Annotated in this window: 16 protein-coding genes and 1 pseudogene; 13 read left to right on the top strand and 4 right to left on the bottom strand. The window is 73.9% G+C overall.

The annotated features are described in order from the left end of the window. From ABEA77_RS22600 to ABEA77_RS22590, 3 genes and pseudogenes are all read left to right on the top strand, one after another. Positions 1-642, top strand: a pseudogene (locus tag ABEA77_RS22600) (SWIM zinc finger family protein); the annotation flags it as partial. 47 nt (positions 643-689) lie between these two features. Continuing rightward, on the top strand, positions 690-1,115 hold the full coding sequence (locus ABEA77_RS22595; RefSeq protein ID WP_345650586.1) for a hypothetical protein: 426 nt from the start codon (positions 690-692) through the stop codon (positions 1,113-1,115). A 5-nt stretch (positions 1,116-1,120) separates the two neighbouring features. Next, the gene (locus tag ABEA77_RS22590) at positions 1,121-3,259 is read left to right on the top strand and encodes a hypothetical protein (protein WP_345650584.1); all 2,139 of its coding nucleotides are present in this window, start codon (positions 1,121-1,123) and stop codon (positions 3,257-3,259) included. 354 nt (positions 3,260-3,613) lie between these two features. On the opposite strand, the gene ABEA77_RS22585 is transcribed toward ABEA77_RS22590, so the two are convergent. Continuing rightward, positions 3,614-5,425 carry a translation initiation factor 2 gene (locus tag ABEA77_RS22585; RefSeq protein WP_345650581.1) on the bottom strand — a complete coding sequence of 604 codons (1,812 nt, stop codon included), beginning with the start codon at positions 5,423-5,425 and terminating at the stop codon, positions 3,614-3,616. A gap of 166 nt (positions 5,426-5,591) precedes the next feature. Beyond that, complete coding sequence (locus tag ABEA77_RS22580) at positions 5,592-6,800, bottom strand: pyridoxal phosphate-dependent aminotransferase (protein WP_345650578.1); 1,209 nt, start codon at positions 6,798-6,800, stop codon at positions 5,592-5,594. An 85-nt stretch (positions 6,801-6,885) separates the two neighbouring features. Here ABEA77_RS22580 and ABEA77_RS22575 point away from each other — a divergent pair, with 85 nt between their 5' ends. After that, positions 6,886-7,527: a winged helix-turn-helix transcriptional regulator gene (locus tag ABEA77_RS22575; protein WP_345650576.1), complete on the top strand. Its 642-nt coding sequence runs from the start codon at positions 6,886-6,888 to the stop codon at positions 7,525-7,527. Positions 7,528-7,589: 62 nt separating this feature from the next. Next, on the top strand, positions 7,590-8,231 hold the full coding sequence (locus ABEA77_RS22570; RefSeq protein ID WP_345650573.1) for a nucleoside/nucleotide kinase family protein: 642 nt from the start codon (positions 7,590-7,592) through the stop codon (positions 8,229-8,231). A gap of 110 nt (positions 8,232-8,341) precedes the next feature. On the opposite strand, the gene fdhA is transcribed toward ABEA77_RS22570, so the two are convergent. Then, positions 8,342-9,571, bottom strand: coding sequence for a formaldehyde dehydrogenase, glutathione-independent (fdhA, locus tag ABEA77_RS22565; protein WP_345650571.1), 1,230 nt, complete (start codon positions 9,569-9,571; stop codon positions 8,342-8,344). Positions 9,572-9,998: 427 nt separating this feature from the next. On the opposite strand from fdhA, the gene ABEA77_RS22560 reads away from it, so the two are divergent. The 6 genes from ABEA77_RS22560 (at position 9,999) to ABEA77_RS22535 (ending at position 17,587) form a co-directional block, all read left to right on the top strand. Continuing rightward, positions 9,999-10,964, top strand: coding sequence for an MHYT domain-containing protein (locus ABEA77_RS22560; protein WP_345650568.1), 966 nt, complete (start codon positions 9,999-10,001; stop codon positions 10,962-10,964). A 111-nt stretch (positions 10,965-11,075) separates the two neighbouring features. Next, a complete protein-coding gene (gene uvrB, locus ABEA77_RS22555) occupies positions 11,076-13,223 on the top strand; it encodes an excinuclease ABC subunit UvrB (RefSeq protein WP_345650566.1) in 2,148 nt (715 codons plus the stop codon). A 245-nt stretch (positions 13,224-13,468) separates the two neighbouring features. Next, positions 13,469-14,035, top strand: coding sequence for a TerD family protein (locus ABEA77_RS22550; protein WP_425588362.1), 567 nt, complete (start codon positions 13,469-13,471; stop codon positions 14,033-14,035). A 351-nt stretch (positions 14,036-14,386) separates the two neighbouring features. Then, positions 14,387-15,418: a TerC family protein gene (locus ABEA77_RS22545; RefSeq protein WP_345650561.1), complete on the top strand. Its 1,032-nt coding sequence runs from the start codon at positions 14,387-14,389 to the stop codon at positions 15,416-15,418. Positions 15,419-15,651: 233 nt separating this feature from the next. Next, the gene (locus tag ABEA77_RS22540; protein ID WP_345650558.1) at positions 15,652-16,626 is read left to right on the top strand and encodes a cytochrome c oxidase assembly protein; all 975 of its coding nucleotides are present in this window, start codon (positions 15,652-15,654) and stop codon (positions 16,624-16,626) included. A 46-nt stretch (positions 16,627-16,672) separates the two neighbouring features. Then, on the top strand, positions 16,673-17,587 hold the full coding sequence (locus tag ABEA77_RS22535; RefSeq protein ID WP_345650555.1) for a carbohydrate kinase family protein: 915 nt from the start codon (positions 16,673-16,675) through the stop codon (positions 17,585-17,587). Positions 17,588-17,837: 250 nt separating this feature from the next. Here the strand turns inward: ABEA77_RS22535 and uvrA are convergent, their stop codons facing one another. Beyond that, positions 17,838-20,918: an excinuclease ABC subunit UvrA gene (gene uvrA / locus ABEA77_RS22530; RefSeq protein ID WP_345650553.1), complete on the bottom strand. Its 3,081-nt coding sequence runs from the start codon at positions 20,916-20,918 to the stop codon at positions 17,838-17,840. Positions 20,919-21,247: 329 nt separating this feature from the next. On the opposite strand from uvrA, the gene ABEA77_RS22525 reads away from it, so the two are divergent. Both ABEA77_RS22525 and ABEA77_RS22520 read left to right on the top strand, forming a co-directional pair. Continuing rightward, a complete protein-coding gene (locus ABEA77_RS22525; RefSeq protein ID WP_345650551.1) occupies positions 21,248-21,904 on the top strand; it encodes an MBL fold metallo-hydrolase in 657 nt (218 codons plus the stop codon). A 120-nt stretch (positions 21,905-22,024) separates the two neighbouring features. Continuing rightward, positions 22,025-22,483 (top strand): Rieske (2Fe-2S) protein, encoded by a 459-nt coding sequence (locus ABEA77_RS22520; protein WP_345650549.1) that lies wholly within the window; start codon positions 22,025-22,027, stop codon positions 22,481-22,483. Positions 22,484-22,493: the final 10 nt, after the last annotated feature.

The raw sequence follows: 22,493 nt of genomic DNA, 5'->3' as shown, positions 1-22,493 counted from the left end.
GAGGCCGCCGACGCCGCGCCCGCACTGCCGACGGTGGCCGCGGCCGACGCGCTCGCCCCGCGTGCCAGGCCCGCGCTGCCGCCGCCGCTGCCCGTGCCCCGCCGTCCTGGCAGGCCGCCCGACTACCCGGCGGCGCCCGGCGCACCCGACCCGTTCGCCCTCGACCTCCTCGCCACCGAGGCCGCCGTACGGGCGCACGCCCTGCTCGTCCTCGGCACGGACCCGGTCGCCGACCTGACGCCCTGGCAGGACGCCGTCCGGCTGGCCGCGGCCCACCCGGGCTCCGGGCTCACCGCGTCCACCCGCGACCTGGCGACCGCCACCGACCGCACGCCCACCGACCTGGCCCGCGCCGTCGCCGCGTGGCGGCAGGGCGGCCTCGCCGGGCTCGACGTGCTGGAGCACGCCTGGGACCCGCCCGCGGGGCCCTTCGACCGGGCGCGCCCCGCGCTGGCCGCCGCCGGCCTCCCGGCGCTGCGCCCCTGGCGCAACCGCCTCACGGGCCCCACCCTGCAGCTGCGCCTCGGCCGCGACGGCCTCTGGTACGGCTACGAGTCGGACCGCGACCGGGAGGACTGGTGGCCCAGGGGCATCCCCGACACCGACCCGGCCGGGGCCGTCATAGCCCTGCTCGGCCGGTGACCGGTACGCTGCTGAGCGTGGCGGGCCGGTAGTGGAGGGGGAGTCCTGTGGACGAGGCAGCCAGTGTGATGGCGGCGGCGGCGACGGCCGTGCTCCAGCAGATGGCACTCGACGGGTGGGCCGCGGCGCGCAGCCGCTTCACCGCGTTCCTTGCCCGCCGCCGGGGCACGACGGAAAGCCAGGAGGGCGCCGAACTGGACCGCATGCGGGCTGATCTGGCGCAGGCGCGGGCGGCGGGTGACGACGAGGCCCTGCGCGAGTTCCGCAGCGACCTCGCGGGCCGCTTCCGCAGGGCCGTGCGCGGCGACGGCGAGGCCCTGCGCGAACTGGGCGAGCTGGCGGCCGAGTTCACCGTCGAGCAGCACCAGACGCAGATCCGTGACGTGCACAACTCCGTCACGGGCGGCACCCACTACGCCCCGGTCATCCAGACCGGCTCCGTGGGCCGCATCGACTTCGGCGGCCGCTCCTGAGCGCGGTGCCGGCCGGCGACGGCGAGCGGAGCCGCGGGGAGGCGCCCCGGGGCTCCGTCCGCAACGAGGCCGGGGACAACCACGGCGTCGCGGTCCAGGCGGGTCGCATCGACCACCTCACCGTGTACCAGGCCGCGCCCGCCGACCCGGCAGACAGCGAGCCGTACGGCGGCGAACCCCCGCCGGAGGGGCCGGTCTTCGAGAACCGGACCAGGGAACTCGCGGAGCTGCGCAGCCTCTGGCGCCGCCACCCGGCCCAGGACCTCGCCCGGCCTGCGGTCGCCGTCCTCAGCGGCCCCGTGGGCATCGGAAAGACCAGCCTCGTGGTGCGCTTCGCGCACGAGGTCGACCGGGCCCAGGACCGCCGGGCGCTCTACGCCGACCTCACCCGCTGGCGCCGTCCCGGCGGCGCCACCGACCTGCGGGGCGTGCTGCGCCACCTGCTGGGCGCCCTCGGGGTGGCACGGCACTGGACGCTGCCCGACACGTACGCCGAACTGCGCGACGTCTACCTGCGCAGGACCCGCGGCGTCCGGCTGCTCCTCGCCCTGGACGGCGTCCTGGCGCGCGACGAGGTGGAGGCGCTGCTCCCGGCCTCCGCCGAGTCGGTCGTCCTGGCCGCCTGCGCGCGACCGCTGCCCACGCTGACCGCGGTCGGCCTGCCGCTCGACGGCCTGTCGCCGCACCACGCGGTCGCCGTGCTGCGGGCGATGCTGCGCGGCACACCGCGCGAGGGGCTCGCACCCGAGGCACTCGCCCGGGTCGCCGGCGTCTGCGGCGGCTTCCCCGGTCTGCTGACCATGGCGGGCGGGCTGCTGCGCGCCCACCCAGGCCGCCGGGTGGAGCGGCTCGTGGCCGAACTGACCAGCAGGCTCACGCAGGAGGGCACGATGGCGAACGGCCTGGCCGACGAGGTGTACGCGGCCCTGCCGCCCCAGGCGCGCCGGCTGTACCGGCTGCTGCCGTACCACCCCGGCTACGACATCGGGACGGACGCGGCGTCGGCGCTGCTCGGCACGGGGCTCGACGAGGCGGAGGACACGCTGGAGGCCCTGGCCGGGACCGAGTTGGCCGCCGTGTCCACGCGGGTCCGCGCCAACGGCCCGTTCCGGCTGCGCCTGCCCGACGTGTGGCGCCCGCACGCGCTGCGCCGCGCACAGCGCGACGGCGGCGAGACGGAGGCGGCGGACGGGCTGCTGCGGCTGCTGTGCTGGTACCGGCGCCAGGCCGAGCGGGCCGACCGGGCGATCGCCGAGCGGCGCCTGCGGGTCGTGGAGGGGCTCGGCGGGCAGCCGTACGGGCCGGACGTGGCCTTCACGTCGGAGGCGGACGCCCGGACCTGGTTCGAGACGGAGAGCGGCGCGCTGCACGGCCTGGTCAGGGTCGCGGAGGACCTGGGCGGCACGGCCCACGAGCACGGCGCGGCGCTCTGCGAGCCGCTGTGGAAGGAGTACGAGGAGAGCAACGGCCACGACGCGGCGGCCGACTCGTTCGCCAGGGGGGTCGCCATGGCGCAGGCGGCGGGGCTCGTGGAGCTGACGGCCCGGCTCCGCAGCCAGCTGTCCCAGCCGTTCGCGCGCACCGGCCGCCACACCGAGGCGCTGGACCAGGCGGCGCAGGCCGTGCGCTCCGCGGCGTCCGTCGCGCCCGGCACCCCGCTGCACGCCTCGGCCCTGGAGTTCCGCGGCAAGGCGCTGGAGGCGAGCGGCGACCACGCCGGCGCGGTCGACGACTACCGCGCCTCCCGGACGGTCCACGAGGCGCTGGGCGACAGCCCGTACGGCGTGGCGCTCCAGGGCTTCCTGGCGGGGCGCGCCCTGCGCAGGGCGGGGGACGCCGCGTCGGCGGCGGCCGAGCAGGAGGCGGCGCTGCCCGTGGCGCGCTCCACCGGCAACCACCGGCTGATCGCACGGGTGCTCACGGAGACCGGCGCCCTGCGCGAGGCGGCGGGCGACGTGCGGGGCGCGGTCGCCGCGTACGAGGAGGCGCTCGCCCATGAGGAGGCCAGGGGCGCCAAGTTCGACCTCAGGGTCGCGCTCCACGAGAGGCTGGCGGCCCTGGGCGCGGCCCCGGAGGCGCACCGGGGTGCCGCGGCGGAGCTGCGCTCCCGTGCGGGGCTCCCGGAGTCCGACGAGCCGGGCTGAGGCGCACACGGCCCGTGTCCCGGAGTCCCGCGAGCCGGGCCGGGCCGCCCGGACGCCGCGTCCGGGCGGCCCGGCCGGATGCCGGGAGGGGGACGGCCCTTTCCCCGCGGCGCGGGACGGCGGCTGCTTCGTCGGCCCGCGTACGGCCGCCGCCCGGCACCCGGCCGTCCCGAGGGCCGCGTCCGGTCCGGGTGGACCCGTGTCCCGGCGCCCGGCCGGGGACGGCTCGTTCGGCGGGGCGCGGGAGGGCGGCTGCCCGTCGGCCCCGTACGGCTGCCGCCCGGCGCCCCGGCCGCCCAGAGGGACCGGCGGCCGGAAGAGGGGCCCGCCTCGCGCGGGCGGCGGGACGCTCCGTCAGAACGCGGCGCCCGCCACCTCCCGCGGGGCCTCGGAGAGCCGGACCAGGGCGCGGCGCGGGCCCACCGCGCAGACCAGTTCCGCCGGCCGCGGGCCCGCTTCGAGGCGGGCGTGGACGGCGGAGAGCACCGCGGCGGGAGCGGGGGCCACGCGCGGTGCGGCAGGACCGGGCTCCGGGGCGGTCCGTACGAGCAGCGGGGCCCCGCCGTCGCGCCTGCACAGGGCGGCGGTACCGTCCGTCAGGACCACGGCGGCGCTGCGGCAGCCCGGATACAGCGCGAAGACGCGCGCCGACCACTCTTCGACGGTCCACGCGGGACCACCAAACGCCGGCCGTGCCGTGCGGTGGATCAGCGCCGCGGTCTCCAGTTCGCTCAGCGACGCGGCCCCTTCCTCCGCGCTGACATGCCCGTCGTAGGCGCCGGTGCCCACCGGGTGCCGGATGACGGACACGGTGTCGCCCCGGACGTCGGTCCGGACGGCGAACGCCGCGGGCCGGCGCGCCCGCGTCGTGGGCGGGGGCCAGGGCAGGGCCCGCACGGGCCCCTCGGGCGGGGTGAGGCCGAGCAGCGCGTAGCAGTGCTCGCGCAGCCGCCGGAGCGCCGATCCCGGTTCCGCGAAGGCGCCGGCGGCGGTCGCCGCGACGCCGTCGGGGTACGCCCCGCTGTCCGCGAACACCGCCGCCACCTGCTCGGCCGCGGTGCGCTCGGCGCCGGGGCGCAGTGCGGGCACCGCCGACAGGAGGCCGTTCATGGGCGTGCCGCGGATCAGTTCCTTACCGCCCTCGTAGCAGCCGAGCAGCAGGCGCCGGCCGCCGGGCGGAGGGGGCAGGGCGGCGAAGTACAGGGCGGTGGAGCCGTGGTCGGTGACCACGCAGTCCGCCGCGACGAGCAGCGCCGCCCACTCCTGGTGCGGACGGGCCGTCACCAGGCCCGCGGCGAGCGCGGGCGCGAGGTGCTGGCGCAGGGTGAAGCCGCCGAGCCTGCTGTGCTCGTTGGGGTGCAGGACGAGCCCCACCTGGTACTCGTCGTGGGGGAGTTCCGCCGTCAGCCGGGCGGCGAGCCCCGGCTCGCGCGCGAGCAGCGACTCCGGGCCCCAGGTCGACACCAGGACGACGAGCCGCCGGCCGCCGGTGCCCAGGGCGGCCCGGTACTGCTCCCGCAGCGGCACGGACTCGCGCATCCTGTCGTACGTGGGATCGCCGACCACGACCGCGCGCTTCGCGGCGGAGGGCGGCACATGGGCGGCCAGCCGGCCTGCCTGTTCCGGGTGCGCGAGCGCGTGCACCGTGGCGAGCGGGGTCCTGCCGCGCACCAACTGGCGCGGGTGCAGGCCGGATGCGGGTCCTGAAGCGTCCGCAGGTCCCTCGCCGTCCTGTGGCAGGCGCTTGTTGTAGCCCGCGCCGTGCGGCAGGAGGACCAGCGGGGCGTCCACTTCGTGCAGGGGGCCGTTGGGGCTCGCGGCGAGCACCAGGCCGGCGCCGCGGCGCACGGCCTCCGCCCACGGCACGATCCGGGCGCCCGCGCCTTCCAGCGTGTCGAGCGCGTCCGCGCCGAAGTCGGAGCCGGGGACGATGGTGAACACCGGCGCGACGCGGGGGTCTCCGGCGAACGCGGGCACCACGTCGAGCAGCCGGTTCAGTGTGGTGGCCGAGCGTACGGCGTACAGGACCGTCAGCGGGGGCGCGGCCGTCCCGGCCCGCCGCGCGGGCGGTGCCGGGGCGCCCGCCGGCGCGGCGGACGGCGGCGCCCCCGTGACGTCCGCCCTTCCGTACGGCGCGGCGGGCTCGGGCGGCACGTCCTGGGGCATGCCAGAGATCGTACGTGCCGACGCGCCCGCTCCTTCGGCGGATCCCGCCGCGGCACGGCAGGTGTCGCGGCCGTGCCCGGACCGGGGGACGGCCGCGGTGCCCCGTGCGCCGCGGCAGGGCGGGCGCGGGCGTACGGCCGTCGCGGGCCGGACCCGCGGCCCGTCGCTACTGCCGGTAGCCGCTGAGGAAGCGGCCGATGCGGCTGATCGCCGCGTCCAGGTCGTCGGCGTACGGCAGGGTCAGGATGCGGAAGTGGTCGGGGCGCGGCCAGTTGAAGCCGGTGCCCTGCACGACCTGGATCTTCTCCCGCAGCAGCAGGTCGAGGACGAACCTCTCGTCGTCCACGAGCGGGTGGACCTTCGGGTCGAGCCTCGGGAACGCGTACAGGGCGCCCTTCGGCTTGACGCAGGAGACGCCGGGGATCTCGTTCAGCTTCTCCCAGGCGCGGTCGCGCTGCTCGTACAGCCGGCCGCCCGGCGCGGTCAGCTCGCGGATGGACTGGCGGCCGCCGAGCGCCGCCTGGATGGCGTACTGCGCGGGCGCGTTGGGGCACAGCCGCATCGACGCGAGGACGGTGAGGCCCTCCAGATAGCTGCGGGCGTGCTGCTTGGGCCCGGTGACGACGAGCCAGCCCGAGCGGAAGCCCGCGACCCGGTAGGTCTTGGACAGGCCGCTGAAGGTGAGCACCACCAGGTCGGGGGCGAGGGCGGCGGCCGAGTGGTGGACGGCGTCGTCGTAGACGATCTGGTCGTAGATCTCGTCCGCGAAGACCATCAGCTGGTGGCGGCGGGCGAGATCGAGGATGCCCTCCACGACCTCGCGCGGATAGACGGCGCCCGTCGGGTTGTTGGGGTTGATGATCACGACCGCCTTCGTCCGGTCGGTGATCTTCGACTCCATGTCGGCGAGGTCCGGGTTCCAGTCGGCGGACTCGTCGCAGACGTAGTGCACGGGACGGCCGCCCGCGAGCGTGGTGACCGCCGTCCACAGCGGGAAGTCCGGTGCCGGGATGAGGACTTCGTCGCCGTCGTCGAGCAGGGCCTGCACGGCCATCGAGACCAGCTCTGACACGCCGTTGCCGAGGAACACGTCGTCGACGGAGACCTCGACGCCGAGCGCCTGGTAGCGCTGGGCGACCGCCCGCCGCGCGGAGAGGATGCCGCGAGAGTCGGTGTAGCCGTGGGCCTGCGGCAGCATCCTGATCATGTCCTGCACGATCTCCTCCGGCGCCTCGAAGCCGAACAGCGCCGGGTTCCCGGTGTTCAGCCGCAGCACGCTGTGGCCCGCCTCCTCCAGCGCGTCGGCGTGCGCGATCACCGGTCCGCGGATCTCGTACAGGACGTTGCTGAGCTTGCTCGACTGCCGGAACTCCATGGCGTGGCCTCCCCGACCGATTGCGATACTTGGTTTTACCAAGCCTCGGCTTGGAAAGTCCAACAACATGTCTAGACTGCGAGCCATGCCACGTCGCCGAAGCTACGACCAGTACTGCGCAGCGGCCCGCGCCCTCGACACCGTCGGGGACCGCTGGACCCTGCTGATCGTCAGGGAGCTGCTCGCGGGACCCCGCCGCTACACCGACCTGCACGCGGACCTGCCGGGCGTCAGCACGGACGTCCTGGCCTCCCGGCTGCGGGACATGGAGCGGGACGGGCTGGTCACCCGCCGCAAGCTGCCGCCGCCCGCCGCCGCCGTGGTGTACGAACTGACCGCGCGCGGCGCCCGGTTGCTGCCGGTCCTCGACGCGCTCGCCGCCTGGGGCGCGCCCGACCTCGGCGATCCCGGCCCCACGGACGCCGTGCGCGCCCACTGGTTCGCCCTCCCGCTGCTGCGCGTCCTGCGCGGGCGTGCGGGCGCGGCCGAGGGCACCGTCGAGGTGCGGCTCGACGCGGGCACCTTCCACCTCCACCTCGGTGCCCCCGCCGCCCCCGCGTACGGCGAGGGGCCCGCGCCCGCGGGCCCCGACGCGGTCCTCGCGCTCGACGACGCCACCTGCCGCGCCCTCTGCGGCGGCGCCCTGCCCCTCGCGGACGCGGTGGCCGCCGGCGCGGTCTCCGTCACCGGCGACGGACCGCTCGCCAAGGCGCTGCGGGGACAGTGAGCGCGGCACGCCCCGCGTGAGCCCGCCCGCGCCCGGCGCGAAGGGCGCGAGAGGATGGCGGGGTGCGACTCGAACCGATCACCTGGGAACGGCTCACCGAGGCGCTCGCCGACCGGCTGCTGAAGACAGAGCCGCACGACGGCGGCGCCCGGCTGCGCGTCGGCTTCGACGGCGCGCCCGCGGCCGGCACCGGCCGCCCGGCCGCCGCCCTCGCCGAGGCGCTGCGGCTGCGTGGCCGCCCCTCCGTCGTCGTGGACACGGCGGACTTCCTTCGGCCCGCCTCACTGCGCTACGAGTACGGGCGCGAGGACCCCGACGCGTACTACGGCGGCTGGTACGACACCGGCGCGCTGTGGCGGGAGGTCTTCGGGCCGCTCGACCCGGGCGGCTCGGGGCTCGTCCTGCCCGACCTGTGGGACCCCGGGGCCGACCGCGCCACCCGGAGCGAGCGGGTCGCGCTGCCGCCCGGCGGGGTGCTGCTGCTGCACGGGCCCTTCCTGCTCGGCCAGTGGTTCCCGTTCGACCTGACGGTCCACCTGGACCTGTCACCCGCCGCCCTGCACCGGCTCACCCCGGCAGCCGACCGGTGGGCCTTGCCCGCCTTCGAGCGGTACGCGGCCGAGACCGACCCGCGCGCCGCCGCGGACACCGTCGTGCGCGCCGACCGCCCCGGCCACCCGGCGTGGAGCGGCCTGCCAGCCTGAGACGACCCGCGCGTCAGGGCGCGGCCACGCGGTGACGAGGTCCGCGCGGTCGCGCGCCGCGCCGCCACGACGAGGTCCGCGCGGCCACGCCCCGCCCGGTCACGGCACGCTCACGCGGCCACCGCGTGGTCCAGCGCGCCGTTCGGGTTGAGGACGTACTTCCTGCTCGCGCCCTTGTCGAACTCCGCGTAGCCGCGCGGCGCGTCGTCCAGCGAGATCACCGTGGCGTTCACGGCCTTCGCGATGTGCACCCTGTCGTGCAGGATCGCCATCGCCAGCTGCCGGTGGTACGTCATCACCGGGCACTGGCCCGTGACGAAGCGGTGCGCCTTCGCCCAGCCGAGCCCCAGCCTGACCTTGAGCGTGCCGGACTGCGCGTCGGCGTCCACGCCGCGCGGGTCGTCCGTCACGTACAGGCCGGGGATGCCGAGCGCACCGCCCGCCCTGACCGCGCCCATCAGGGAGTTGAGCACCGTGGCCGGCGCCTCGCCTGCGTCCTTGCCGTGGGCGCGGGCCTCGAAGCCGACCGCGTCGACCGCGGCGTCCACCTCGGGCTCCCCGAGGATCTGCGCGATCTGGTCCTCCAGCGAACCTTCCGTCAGGTCGACCGTCTCGCAGCCGAAGCTGCGTGCCTGCGCCAGCCGCTCGGCGTTCAGGTCGCCGACGATCACCACCGCGGCGCCGAGCAGCTGCGCCGCCGCGGCAGCGGCCAGCCCGACGGGGCCCGCGCCCGCCACGTACACCGTGGAGCCGACCTCCGTGCCCGCGGTGACCGCGCCGTGGTACCCGGTGGGGAAGATGTCGGAGAGCATCGTGAGGTCGAGCAGCTTCTCCAGGGCCGCGTCCCGGTCGCGGAACCTCAGCAGGTTGAAGTCCGCGTACGGGACCATCACGTACTCCGCCTGGCCGCCGACCCAGCCGCCCATGTCGACATAGCCGTACGCGGCGCCGGGGCGCGCGGGGTTGACGTTCTCGCAGATGCTGGTGTTGCGCTCCTTGCAGTTGCGGCAGCGCCCGCACGCGATGTTGAACGGGACCGAGACGACGTCCCCGACCTGGACGAACTCGACGTCGGGCCCGCGCTCCACCACTTCGCCCGTGATCTCGTGGCCGAGCACCAGGCCCCGCGGGGCCGTCGTCCTGCCGCGCACCATGTGCTGGTCGCTGCCGCAGATGTTGGTCGCGAGGACCTTGAGGATGACGCCGTGCCTGCACACCCTGCCGACGTTCTCCTCGGCGACGCCGGGCCCGTCCTTCAGCTCCAGGGTCGGGTAGTCGGTGGTCCTGACCTCCACCACACCCGGCTCGATGTAGGCGACCGCCCTGTTTCCTCCACTCATGCCGACTCGCCGTCCCTTCGGAAGTCCATGTCCGGCGGATGAGTCCACAACGGTTGTGTGTTCGATTTCACACTAGGCGCGGGCCGGGCACGCTACAACAGCGAGGCGGCCCGCCGCGCACCGGCCCACGGTCCGGTGGAACCCGCCGCCACCTCGGCCGGAGCCCGGGCGCTGCGGCCGCGGCGCGCGCGGTCACGGCGGCCGGATCTCCCCGGAAAACGGCGGGAGTTCCGAGGGCTGCCGCGACAACCGCCCATTCCGCCAATTTCTTCACGCTTCATGCAGACCGCCGTAGAAGCCGCCACCGGCAACGGACTTTGCCAACCGGGCGGACCGTCCTACTCTCGCCCGGGACCGGCACGTCCGCACGGTCGTACGCGGGACGCCGTCGTACGCATGACGCCAAGGGGCGGAGGGGCACCACACGATGCAGGGCACTGTCGGCACCGCCAGTACCGTTGACGGATTCAGCTACGGCCTCGTCACCCCCGCCGCGGCCTTCCTCATGGCGTGCCTCGGCAGTGCGCTCGGCCTGCGCTGCGCCGCCCCCTCCCTGCGAGGCCGCTCCGCGCGGCGTCCCGGCGCCTTCGCACTCGGCACCCTCGCCCTGTGCTGCGGCATGTGGACCATGCACTTCGTCGCGATGGCCGGCTTCTCCATCGCCGGGGCCGGCTTCGACTACGACCGCCCCACCATGTTCGCGGGATTCGGGGTCGGCCTGCTGATGACGGGCGCCGGCCTGTGGGTCGTCGGCCACCGCGGCGCCACCCCGATGTCGCTGGTCACCGGAGGCACCCTCACCGGGCTCGGCATCGCGAGCATGCACTACCTCGGCATGGCGGGACTCAGGCTCGACGGGTACGTCACGTACGACACCCCCACCGTGATCGCCGCCGTCGCCGTCGCGGTCGCCGCGGGCATCGCCTCCCTCTGCACGACGGCGCGCCACCGCGGTGCTTTCGCCGGGGCCGCGGCGGCGGTCTGCCTCGGCGGCGCCGCCACCGGCATGCACTATCTGGCGATGACCGGGGCCCACGTGTACGTCTCGCCCTCCGCGGCCCCCACGGCCGGGAGCGGCGGAGGCACCGACCTGGCACAGCTGCTGCCGGTGCTCGCCGGGCCCGTAGCGTTCCTGGTGCTCGCCGGGCTCGTCATGGCCTTCGAGCCGCGGCTGCTCTCCGGCGGGCCGCCACGTGAGGCGAGCGCGCCCGCCGCCTCCAGGGCCCGCACCGGCGGCCGGGGCGCCGTCCCGGGCCCCTGGGCGGGGGCCGGGGGCGCGGCGGCCGGGCGGCCCGCGAGGACGCGCCGCCACCAGGCGCCCAGGGGCCGCGCGGCCCGTGCCCTCGTCCCCGAGCCGGTGCGGCGGGGCTCCTGCGACCTCCACGACGGCTGAGGCGCCCCGCCGTGCCCGCACGGGCCGTCCGCCGGCCCGCCGCCGAGGCTCTGCCGCAGGTCGGAACCGGTGCGCGAGGCGTTGTCAGTGGGGAGTCGTACGGTGGAGACCATGCGGCCCGTAACCCAGATCGAACGCAGCACGGCGCCTTTCGAGGTCGTCAGTCCCTACCAGCCGAGCGGTGACCAGCCCGCGGCCATCGCCGAGCTGGAGCGGCGGGTGCGCGCCGGGGAGAACGACGTCGTCCTGCTCGGCGCCACCGGCACGGGCAAGTCCGCCACCACGGCCTGGATGATCGAGAGGCTCCAGCGCCCGACGCTCGTCATGGCGCCGAACAAGACCCTCGCCGCCCAGCTGGCGAACGAGTTCCGCGAGCTGCTGCCCCACAACGCCGTCGAGTACTTCGTCTCGTACTACGACTACTACCAGCCCGAGGCGTACGTGCCGCAGTCGGACACGTACATCGAGAAGGACTCCTCGATCAACGAGGAGGTCGAGCGGCTGCGCCACTCCGCGACGAACTCGCTGCTCACCCGGCGCGACGTGGTGGTCGTCGCCTCCGTCTCCTGCATCTACGGCCTGGGCACCCCGCAGGAGTACGTGGACCGCATGGTGCCGCTGCGCGTCGGCGCCGAGTACGACAGGGACGAGCTGCTGCGCCGCTTCGTCGAGATCCAGTACACGCGCAACGACGTCGCCTTCCAGCGCGGCACGTTCCGCGTCCGCGGCGACACCATCGAGATCTTCCCGGTCTACGAGGAGCTCGCGGTCCGCATCGAGATGTTCGGCGACGAGATCGAGGCGCTGTCCACGCTGCACCCGCTGACCGGTGAGGTCATCAGCGAGGACGACCAGCTGTACGTGTTCCCCGCGAGCCACTACGTCGCGGGCCCCGAGCGCATGGAGCGCGCCGTCCGCGACATCGAGGCCGAGCTGGAGAGCCGCCTCGCCGAGCTGGACAGACAGGGCAAGCTCCTGGAGTCCCAGCGGCTGCGCATGCGCACCACGTACGACATCGAGATGATGCGGCAGATCGGGTCCTGCTCCGGCATCGAGAACTACTCGATGCACTTCGACGGCCGCGACTACGGCTCGCCGCCCAACACCCTGCTCGACTACTTCCCCGAGGACTTCCTCCTCGTCATCGACGAGTCGCACAACACCGTGCCGCAGATCGGCGCGATGTACGAGGGCGACGCGTCCCGCAAGCGCACGCTGGTGGACCACGGCTTCCGGCTGCCGTCCGCGCTGGACAACCGCCCCCTGAAGTGGGAGGAGTTCAAGGAGCGCGTCGGCCAGACCGTCTACCTCTCCGCGACGCCGGGGCCCTACGAGCTCTCCCGGGGCGACGGCGTGGTCGAGCAGATCATCCGGCCCACGGGACTCATCGACCCGGAGGTCGTCGTCAAGCCGACCCAGGGCCAGATCGACGACCTGGTGCACGAGATCAGGCAGCGCACGGAGAAGGACGAGCGCGTCCTCGTCACCACCCTCACCAAGAAGATGGCCGAGGATCTCACCGACTACTTCCTCGAACTCGGCATCCAGGTCCGCTACCTGCACAGCGACGTCGACACCCTGCGCCGGGTGGAGCTGCTGCGCGAGCTGCGGTCGGGCGACTTCGACGTCCTGGTCGGCATCAACCTCCTGCGCGAGGGGCTCGACCTGCCCGAGGTGTCACTCGTGGCGATCCTCGACGCCGACAAGGAGGGCTTCCTCCGCTCGGGCACGTCGCTGATCCAGACCATCGGCCGCGCCGCGCGCAACGTCTCGGGCCAGGTCCATATGTACGCGGACAAGGTCACACCCGCGATGGAGCGCGCCATCGAGGAGACCAACAGGCGCCGCGAGAAGCAGATCGCGTACAACACCGAGCGCGGTCTCGACCCGCAGCCGCTGCGCAAGCGGATCAACGACATCGTGGCGACCATCGCACGCGAGGAGGTCGACACGGAGTCCCTGCTCGGCACGGGCTACCGGCAGACCAAGAGCGGCAAGAACAACAAGAACGGCAAGCCCGCCAAGGCTCCGGTGCCGTCCCTCGGCGCGGCGGCCAAGGGCGGCAAGGGGAAGGGCAAGGGCACCGAGGTCCTCACGGACCGCCCCGCGACCGAACTGGCCGGGATGATCGAGGAGATGACAGAGCGGATGCGCGCCGCGGCCGCGGACCTCCAGTTCGAGGTGGCGGCGCGGCTGCGGGACGAGGTCGGAGAGCTCAAGAAGGAGCTGCGGCAGATGAAGGAGGCGGGGCTGGCCTGACCCGTCCGGCCCCGGCGCCGCCCCGCCGTGTGCCCGGCGCCCCGGCCCGGCGCCGTGCCGCGTGCCCGCCCGCGCTGCTGTGGCGTTCCTGTGTCGCAGGATCGACACAGTCGGCGTGGGCCGCGACGGGTGGGGCAGCGTCCCCGCGTAGGGTGCCCGAACACCGCACACGGACCGTGGGGCGGGGGGACCATGGCGAAGGAGGCCAAGACGTGGTGGACACATCCAAGGGCGGGGGCGTCAGCCTGAGCAAGGGCCAGGCGATCAGCCTGGAGAAGAAGGGCGGCGGCACGCTCACCGCGGTCCGCATGGGACTCGGCTGGCAGGCCGCCAGGCGCAGGGGACTGTTCGGGATGCGGACCAGGGAGATCGACCTGGACGCGTCCGCCGTCCTCTTCTCCGAGAAGAAGCCGGTCGACGTGGTCTTCTTCCGCCACCTCGTGAGCGACGACGGGTCTGTCCGGCATACCGGCGACAACCTCGTCGGCGGTGAGGGCCAGGGCGGGGACGACGAGTCGATCCTGGTCGACCTGGAGAAGGTCCCGGCCCACATCGACCAGATCGTCTTCACGGTCAACTCGTTCACCGGCCAGACCTTCCAGGAGGTGCAGAACGCTTTCTGCCGGCTGGTGGACGAGACCAACGGACAGGAGCTCGCCCGCTACACCCTGGACGGCGGGGGCCAGTACACCGCGCAGATCATGGCCAAGGTGCACCGCTCGGGCGGCGGCTGGCAGATGACCGCGCTGGGCAGCGCCGCGAACGGCCGCACCTTCCAGGACCTGATGCCGGCGATCCTCCCGCACCTCTGACCCCGCAGTCCCGGCCCCGCGGCCGGGCGGTCGCGAGGACACGGGCGGTCGCGCCTCCTGGCGCGCGACCGCCCGCTTCTCTGCCCTGCGCCTGCGCAGGATCACGCCACCGACCTGCGTATTTGGTTTTTACTTGCCCATCGCTTTACTGATTCATGGTGATCCCTGTACCGTGGAGTGCAGCGGAGGGGAGTACTCCCAAATCGCGACGTACCCGTCAATACGGACCGCCATCGGTTCCGGGGCGTCGGCCCGGGGAGCGGTGGAAAGGCCGCCCGGGTGGAAGAGACCTCCGGCGCGGCAGTCCGACCCGTTCGGCGCTGCCCGTACTCGTACGACGCCGGAGGCACGATGGACATCTCGTTGACCGTGTGGCTGCTGACCGTGCTCGGTCTGACGGCCCTGATCGCGATCGACTTCCTCATCGGGCGCAGGCCCCATGAGGTGTCGGTGAGGGAAGCCGGGATCTGGACGGTCGTCTGGGTCGTCCTCGCGGCGCTGTTCGGACTCGGCCTGCTGGCGTTCGGCGGGGCGAAGGCGGGCGGCGAGTTCTTCGCCGGATACGTCACGGAGAAGTCGCTCAGCGTCGACAATCTCTTCGTCTTCATCGTCATCATGGCGAAGTTCGCGGTCCCGCTCAGGCTCCAGCAGCGCGTGCTGCTGTTCGGCGTGCTGATCGCGCTGGTGCTGCGCGCCGGGTTCATCGCGGCGGGCGCCGCGGTCCTCGCCAGCTTCTCGTGGGTGTTCTTCCTGTTCGGCGCCTTCCTCATCTACACAGCCTGGAAGCTGATACAGGAGGCGCGCGGCGGCCACGACGACGAAGCCGAGTGGGAGGAGAACCGCCTCCTCAAGTCCATCGAGCGCCGCTTCGGCGTCGCCGACCGCTACCACGACACCAAGCTGTTCATCCGCAGGAACGGCAAGCGCGTCCTCACCCCGCTGATGGTCGTCATGCTCGCCATCGGCACCACCGACGTGATGTTCGCGCTCGACTCGATCCCCGCCATCTTCGGCCTGACCCAGGACCCGTACATCGTCTTCACGGCCAACGCGTTCGCGCTGATGGGCCTGCGGCAGCTGTACTTCCTGATCGGCGGCCTGATGAAGAAGCTGGTCCACCTCAGCTACGGCCTCTCGGTGATCCTCGGCTTCATCGGCGTGAAGCTCGTGCTGCACGCCCTGCACGAACTCGGGGTGCACGTACCGGAGATCGGCATCGCCGTGTCGCTCTCGGTGATCGGCGGCGTGCTGCTCATCACGACGGCCACCAGCCTGCTCGCCACCCGGCGACAGGCGGCGGTCCGCCCCACGGACCCGTCCGCGCACCCTGGCGGCCGCGGCGAGGCCGCGGGCCGCAAGGAGAACGACAGCGTGGACGTCTGAGACGTCCGTCGCCCTCGACTGGTCGGTGGCCGAGGGCGACGGACCCGGCCCCCGCCGGCATCCCGCCCCGGATGCCTGCGGGGGCCCTCGCCGTGCGTACGGGCCGCCGCCGACCCGACGTCCGTCCGGAACACACCGCGGTCTAGCGTGGTGGGCGGCAAACGGACGGCCGGAGGCGTCCCGGGACCCGGCACGCCCCGCGGGCGGGGCCGGTACGCGAAGGAAGGTGCGGCGTGCTGCCGGAACTGACGTTGGGCCGGGGCTTCACGTCCTGGGCGCTCGACCCGGCGGCCCTGGTCGCCGTGGTCCTGCTCGGCGGCCTCTACGCGTACGGGGTGGTGCGGCGCGTCCGCGCGGGCGGACGCTGGTCCGTCCTGCGGACCGCGTCGTTCGCGGTGCTCGGCCTCGGCATGATCGTCGTCGCCACCATGTCCTCGCTCGCCGTCTACGACCGCGTGCTGTTCTGGCCCGCCGCCGTGCAGAACATCCTGCTCGACCTGCTCGCGCCGCTCGGCCTCGCCCTCGGCGACCCGCTCGGCCTCGCCCCGCCGGACGGTCGGCTGCACCGCGCGATGACCTCGCGGCCGGTGCGGCTGCTCACCTTCCCGCTGGTCAGCTCTGTGTTCGTGCTCGTGTCCGAGCTGACGATCTACTTCACGCCGTACTTCCCCACGGCCCTGCACAACGACGTGGTGCGGCAGCTGATGCACGCCCAACTGCTGCTCACCGGATGCCTGTTCGTCCTGCCGATGCTGACCGGGCAGGAACTCCTGCCACGCTGGTGCACCCACCCGGTCAGGGCCGCCCTGGTCTTCTTCGACGGCCTCTTCGACTCGATCCCCGGCATCGTCGTGATGACCAGCGGAACCCTGATCGCGGGCCACTGGTACCGGGCGCACCTGCGCACCTGGGGGCCCACGCTCCAGTTCGACCAGATGCTCGGCGGCGGCCTGATGCTGACCCTCGCGGAGCTCGTCGCGCTGCCGTTCCTCATCGCGGTGTTCTTCCAGTGGTGGCACGCCGAGCGCGCCAGGACGGCCGAGCTCGACGCCCGGCTCGACGCGGAGCTGACCCCGGCGGCGGCCCCCGCGCCCGCCGCCGGGGTGCCCGGGGTGCCCGCGCCCGCCGCCGCGGAACCCGAGCGGGTGCGGCCCTGGTGGGAGACCGACGACGGCGAGGTCGGGCAGCGGATGCGCCGGGGCCGTTGACGGCCCCGTGCGCCGCGGGCCAGGCGGCGTGGGCTACGGTCGGCGCGTGATCGTCGTCGCCGGTGAGTCCCTGATCGACCTCGTCCCCACCGACCGCGCAGGCGGGGCGCTCGCCCCGCTGGCGCCACGGCGCGGCGGCGGCCCCTACAACACGGCGGTCGCCCTCGGGCGGATCGGCAGCCCCACCGCGTTCTGCTCCCGGATCTCCACCGACACCTTCGGCGACGCGCTCCTCGAAGGGCTGCGCGAGGCGGGCGTCGACACCTCGCTCGTCCAGCGCGGGCCCGAGCCCACGACCCTCGCCGTGGCGGCGCTCGCGGCGGACGGCTCCGCGGGCTTCGGCTTCTACGCGCAGGGCAGCGCGGACCGCCTCTTCACCGTCCCGGACGCGCTGCCGCCGTCCGTACGGGCGATCGCGTTCGGCACCTGTTCGCTCGTCCTCGAACCGGGCGCCTCCGCCTACGAGACGCTGCTGCGGCGCGCGGCGCGCGGGGGCGTCTTCACCCTCCTCGACCCGAACATCCGGGCGGGCATCATCCCGGACGCGGACGCCTACCGTGCCAGGTTCAGGTCCTGGCTGCCGTCCGTGTCGCTGCTGAAGCTCTCCGAGCAGGACGCCGGGTGGCTCGGCGGCGCACCGCGGGAGTGGCTCGCGGACGGGCCGTCCGCCGTGGTGGTCACCCGCGGTGGCGACGGGCTCACGGTGTTCACGGCCGCGGGCGAGGTGTCCGTGCCCGCGGCGCCGGTGGAGGTCGCCGACACCATCGGCGCGGGCGACACGGTCAACGCCGCGCTGCTGCACGGGCTCGCCGCCCACGACGCCCTCGGACGGGCCGCGCCCGGCGGCCTGTCCGACGCCCGCTGGCGCGAGATCCTCGCCTTCGCCACCCGCGCCGCCGCCGTCACCTGCTCACGCCCCGGCGCGGACCCCCCGTACGCCGCGGAGGTGACCGGCCCCTGAGCGCCCGCACTCTCCCGGCGCCGCCCACGCGGCATCCGGCCGACCCGCCGGCCGGTCCGCCCAGCGGCTGGTCCTGCCTGCCGCCCGGCGCGCCGGCTGACCGGCCCGTTCCCGGGGCGACGGGCTGCGGCGCGAGGCGCGTCCGGGTGGACCGCACACGGGCGGCCGTGCTTCCGGGGAGCACAGCCGTGGCGCGCGTACGGCGGCTGGGCGCCGAGGGCGGGGCGTGCGGTCACGCCCCACCCGGGCCTCACTTCGCCCGCGGCTTGCGGGCAGCGGCGGTCTTCTTCGCCTGCCCGGTCTTCTTCGCCGCCGCGGTCTTCTTGGCGGCTGCCGCCGAGTTCTTGGCCGCGGCGGACGTCTTCTTGGCGGCTGCCGCCGGGCCCGCTGCGGCAGCCGTGCCCCCCGCGGTCGCCTTGCGCGGCGCCGCCGCGGGCTTCGCCGCGCGGGTCCGCCTGCCGGCGGGCGCCGTGGCGTCGCTGACCCGCTCCGTGTCGAGGATGTCCCTGAGGAACTTGCCGGTGTGGCTGGTGGCGACGCCCGCCACCTGCTCAGGGGTGCCCTCGGCGACCACCAGGCCGCCGCCGTTGCCGCCCTCGGGGCCCATGTCGATCACCCAGTCCGCCGTCTTGATGACGTCCAGGTTGTGCTCGATCACGATCACCGAGTTGCCCTTGTCGACCAGCCCGGACAGCACCTTGATCAGCTTGCTGATGTCCTCGAAGTGCAGGCCCGTGGTGGGCTCGTCCAGCACGTAGACCGTGCGCCCCGTGGAGCGCTTCTGGAGCTCGCTGGAGAGCTTGACGCGCTGCGCCTCGCCGCCGGAGAGGGTCGGCGCGGGCTGGCCGAGCCGCACGTACCCGAGGCCGACCTCGTTGAGCGTCCTGAGGTGGCGGGAGATGGTCGGGACGGCCTCGAAGAAGTCCAGCGCCTCCTCGATCGGCATGTCCAGGACCTCGGCGATGCTCTTGCCCTTGTAGTGGACCTCCAGCGTCTCCCGGTTGTACCGGGCGCCGTGGCAGACCTCGCAGGGCACGTACACGTCCGGCAGGAAATTCATCTCGATCTTGATCGTGCCGTCGCCCGAGCAGTTCTCGCAGCGGCCGCCCTTCACGTTGAACGAGAACCGGCCCTGGAGATAGCCGCGGACCTTCGCCTCGGTCGTCTCCGCGAACAGCTTGCGGACGTGGTCGAACACGCCCGTGTACGTCGCCGGGTTGGAGCGCGGGGTACGGCCGATGGGGGACTGGTCGACGTGCACGACCTTGTCCACCAGGTCGTCGCCCGCGACCCGGGTGTGCCGCCCGGGTACCGTCTTCGCGCCGTTCAGCTCGCGCGCCAGGTGCGTGTACAGGATGTCGTTGACCAGGGTCGACTTGCCCGAGCCCGAGACGCCGGTGACGGCGGTGAGCACCCCGAGCGGGAACGACACGTCGATGTCCCGCAGGTTGTTCTCCCGCGCCCCGTGCACCGTGAGCCGGCGCGCCGGGTCGACGGGCCTGCGCACGTCGGGCGTCGGGATGGACCGCCTGCCCACGAGGTACTGGCCGGTCATCGACTCGTCGTTGGCCAGCAGCTCCTTGAGCGGACCCGAGTGCACGACCTTGCCGCCGTGCTCGCCCGCGCCGGGGCCGATGTCCACGATCCAGTCGGCGACCTTGATCGTGTCCTCGTCGTGCTCCACCACGATCAGGGTGTTGCCCATGTCCCGCAGCCGCACCAGCGTCTCGATCAGCCGGTGGTTGTCGCGCTGGTGCAGGCCGATGGACGGCTCGTCCAGCACGTACAGCACGCCGACGAGGCCCGAGCCGATCTGCGTGGCGAGCCTGATGCGCTGCGCCTCGCCGCCGGAGAGGGTGCCCGCGGCGCGGTTCAGCGAGAGGTAGTCGAGGCCGACGTCGACCAGGAACCGCAGCCGCTCGTTGACCTCCTTGAGCACCCGCTCGGCGATCTTCTTGTCGCGGGCGTTCAGCGTGAGCTGCGCGAGGAAGTCGGCGCAGTCGCTGATCGACAGCGCGGAGACCTCGGCGATGGACTTCCCCATCACCGTCACGGCGAGCACGATCGGCTTGAGGCGGGTGCCCTCGCAGGTGGGGCAGGGCACCTCGCGCATGTACCCCTCGAAGCGCTCCCTGCTGGAGTCGCTCTCCGCCTCCTGGTGGCGCCGCTTCACGAACGCCACCGCGCCCTCGAACGACGGCGTCACATAGGCGCGCTCGCGCCCGTAGCGGTTGCGGTAGCGGACCTCGACCTGCGTCTTGTGGCCGTACAGCAGGGCCTTCTTCGCCCGCTGCGGCAGCCCGGCCCAGGGGATGTCCGTACGGAAGCCGAGCGCGTCGGCGAGGCCGCCGATCATGCGGCCGAAGTACTCCCTGGTGTGCCCGTGCGACCACGGGTGGATGGCGCCCTCGTCGAGCGACTTCTCCTCGTCGGGGACGATCAGCTCGGGGTCCACCTCCATCCGCGTACCGATGCCGGTGCAGTCGGGGCAGGCGCCGAAGGGGGAGTTGAACGAGAAGGAGCGCGGTTCGAGCTCCTCGAACGACAGGTCGTCGTACGGGCAGTACAGGTGCTCCGAGTACATGCGCTCGCGCTCGGGGTCGTCCTCGGGGAGGTCGACGAAGTCCAGCACGACCATGCCGCCGGACAGCCCGAGCGCGGTCTCCACCGAGTCGGTGAGCCTGCGCTTGGCGGAGTCCTTGACCGTGAGGCGGTCGACGACCACCTCGATGGTGTGCTTCTCCTGCTTCTTGAGCTTCGGCGGGTCGGTCAGCTGGATCGTCGCGCCGTCGACCCTGGCCCTGCTGTAGCCCTTGGTCTGGAGATCCGAGAACAGGTCGACGAACTCGCCCTTGCGCTCGCGCACCAGCGGCGAGAGGACCTGGAACCTGCTGCCCTCGGGCAGTTCGAGCACCCGGTCCACGATCGCCTGCGGCGACTGGCGGGTGATCGGGCGGCCGCACTCCGGGCAGTGCGGCTTGCCGATCCTGGCGAACAGCAGCCTGAGGTAGTCGTAGACCTCGGTGATCGTGCCGACCGTGGAGCGCGGGTTGCGCGAGGTCGACTTCTGGTCGATGGAGACGGCCGGGGAGAGGCCCTCGATGAAGTCGACGTCCGGCTTGTCCATCTGGCCGAGGAACTGCCGTGCGTACGAGGACAGCGACTCCACGTAGCGGCGCTGGCCCTCTGCGAAGATCGTGTCGAACGCGAGCGAGGACTTGCCGGAACCGGACAGGCCGGTGAAGACGATGAGCGAATCGCGGGGCAGGTCCAGCGAGACATTGCGGAGATTGTGCTCGCGAGCGCCACGGACGATGAGACGGTCGGCCACGCCGGTCCGCACCTTTCGTTGGGGGATGCAGGGGCGGAGCCCCCTCGCCGGAGTGCCGGGGGTCGCCAGAGCGATGGACTGCTGACTGCTGTACGGGTGTCTGCGGGCGCACGGGGTGCCACGGCCCGCGCGGACGCCGCCGCCCGCAGGCGCACCGGTACGGGCGCCGGGCAGGGGGCATCCGCGCGGCTGTGCACGAGGTGCGTCTACCAGGATGCCTCTTCCGGCGCCGTACCCGAGCCTATAGCACGCGCATTCGATTTACGGCGGGCTTCCGACCTCTTCACCCGATCGAGTGGTCTCCGTCACGCTCCCCGTACAGTGACCCCATGACCTACAGCGGAGCAGTGCGGGTCGGCGGCCCCGCCGACGTGCACGAACTGCCCGACCTGATGATCTCGAAGGTCGCGGTCGGGTCCATGGACAACAACGCCTACCTGCTGCGCTGCCGTGCCACCGGCAGCCAGCTGCTCATCGACGCGGCGGCCGAGTCCGCGACCCTCATCGGCCTCATCGGGGAGGACGGCGTCTCCGCCGTCGTCACCACGCACCGCCACGCCGACCACTGGGGGGCGCTCGCGGAGGTCGTCGAGGCCACCGCGGCACGCACGTACGCCGGACGGTACGACACCGAGGGCATCCCCGTCGCCACCGACGTGCCGGTCGACGACGGCGACACCATCACCTTCGGCGAGATCTCCCTCACCGCGCGCCACCTCGTCGGCCACACGCCCGGCTCCATCGCGCTCGTCTACGACGACCCGCACGGCCACCCGCACGTGTTCACCGGCGACTGCCTCTTCCCCGGTGGCGTGGGCAACACCCACCAGGACCCCGAGGCGTTCGCGAGCCTCCTGCACGACGTCGAGACCAAGCTGTTCGACCCGCTGCCCGACGAGACCTGGGTCTACCCGGGCCACGGCGCCGACACCACGCTCGGCGCCGAGCGGCCCCACCTGCCGGAGTGGCGCGAGCGCGGCTGGTGACCGGCGCGGGCCCGGGGAGCGGGGCCGGTACCGGGGCGCCTGATCCGTCCCGGTATCGTCGCGGACGTTCCCCGCGGCCGCCGCGCCGCACCCCACCCGCACCCCGCCTGGAGCGCCCCCATGCCCGGCCTGCCCGCCCGTACCGCCCGCCGCCGTGCCGTGCTCAGGGGCGCGGCGGCCGCAGGCGCCACCGCGCTCGGCGCGGCCGCCTGCGGTCCGGGCGGCAGGCCCGCGGCGAGCCCCACCCCCACGGCTCCGGTGGACCTCGGGCCGCCCGACGCCGTGCCCGTCGGCGGCGCCAGGCTCTACCGGGACGACCGCGTCGTCGTGTACCGCGAGGCCGACGACACCTACAAGGCGTTCAGCGCGGTCTGCACCCACCAGGGGTGCGTCCTGACGAAGGTGGTGCGCACCACCGGCGAGTGCCCCTGCCACGGCAGCAGGTTCGACGTCACGACCGGCAAGGTCGTGCGTGGCCCCGCCCAGGCGCCGCTGCCGCCCGTGCCGGTCAGGGCCGAGGGCGGCAGGCTCGTCGCGGGCCCCGAGGGCAAGGGCGCGAAGGCGGCGGACGGAGCCTGATCACGCGCGG

The sequence above is a fragment of the Streptomyces tremellae genome, from assembly GCF_039540215.1.
Lineage (GTDB): Bacteria > Actinomycetota > Actinomycetes > Streptomycetales > Streptomycetaceae > Streptomyces > Streptomyces tremellae.
This window is presented reverse-complemented; position numbering and strand designations above follow the sequence as displayed.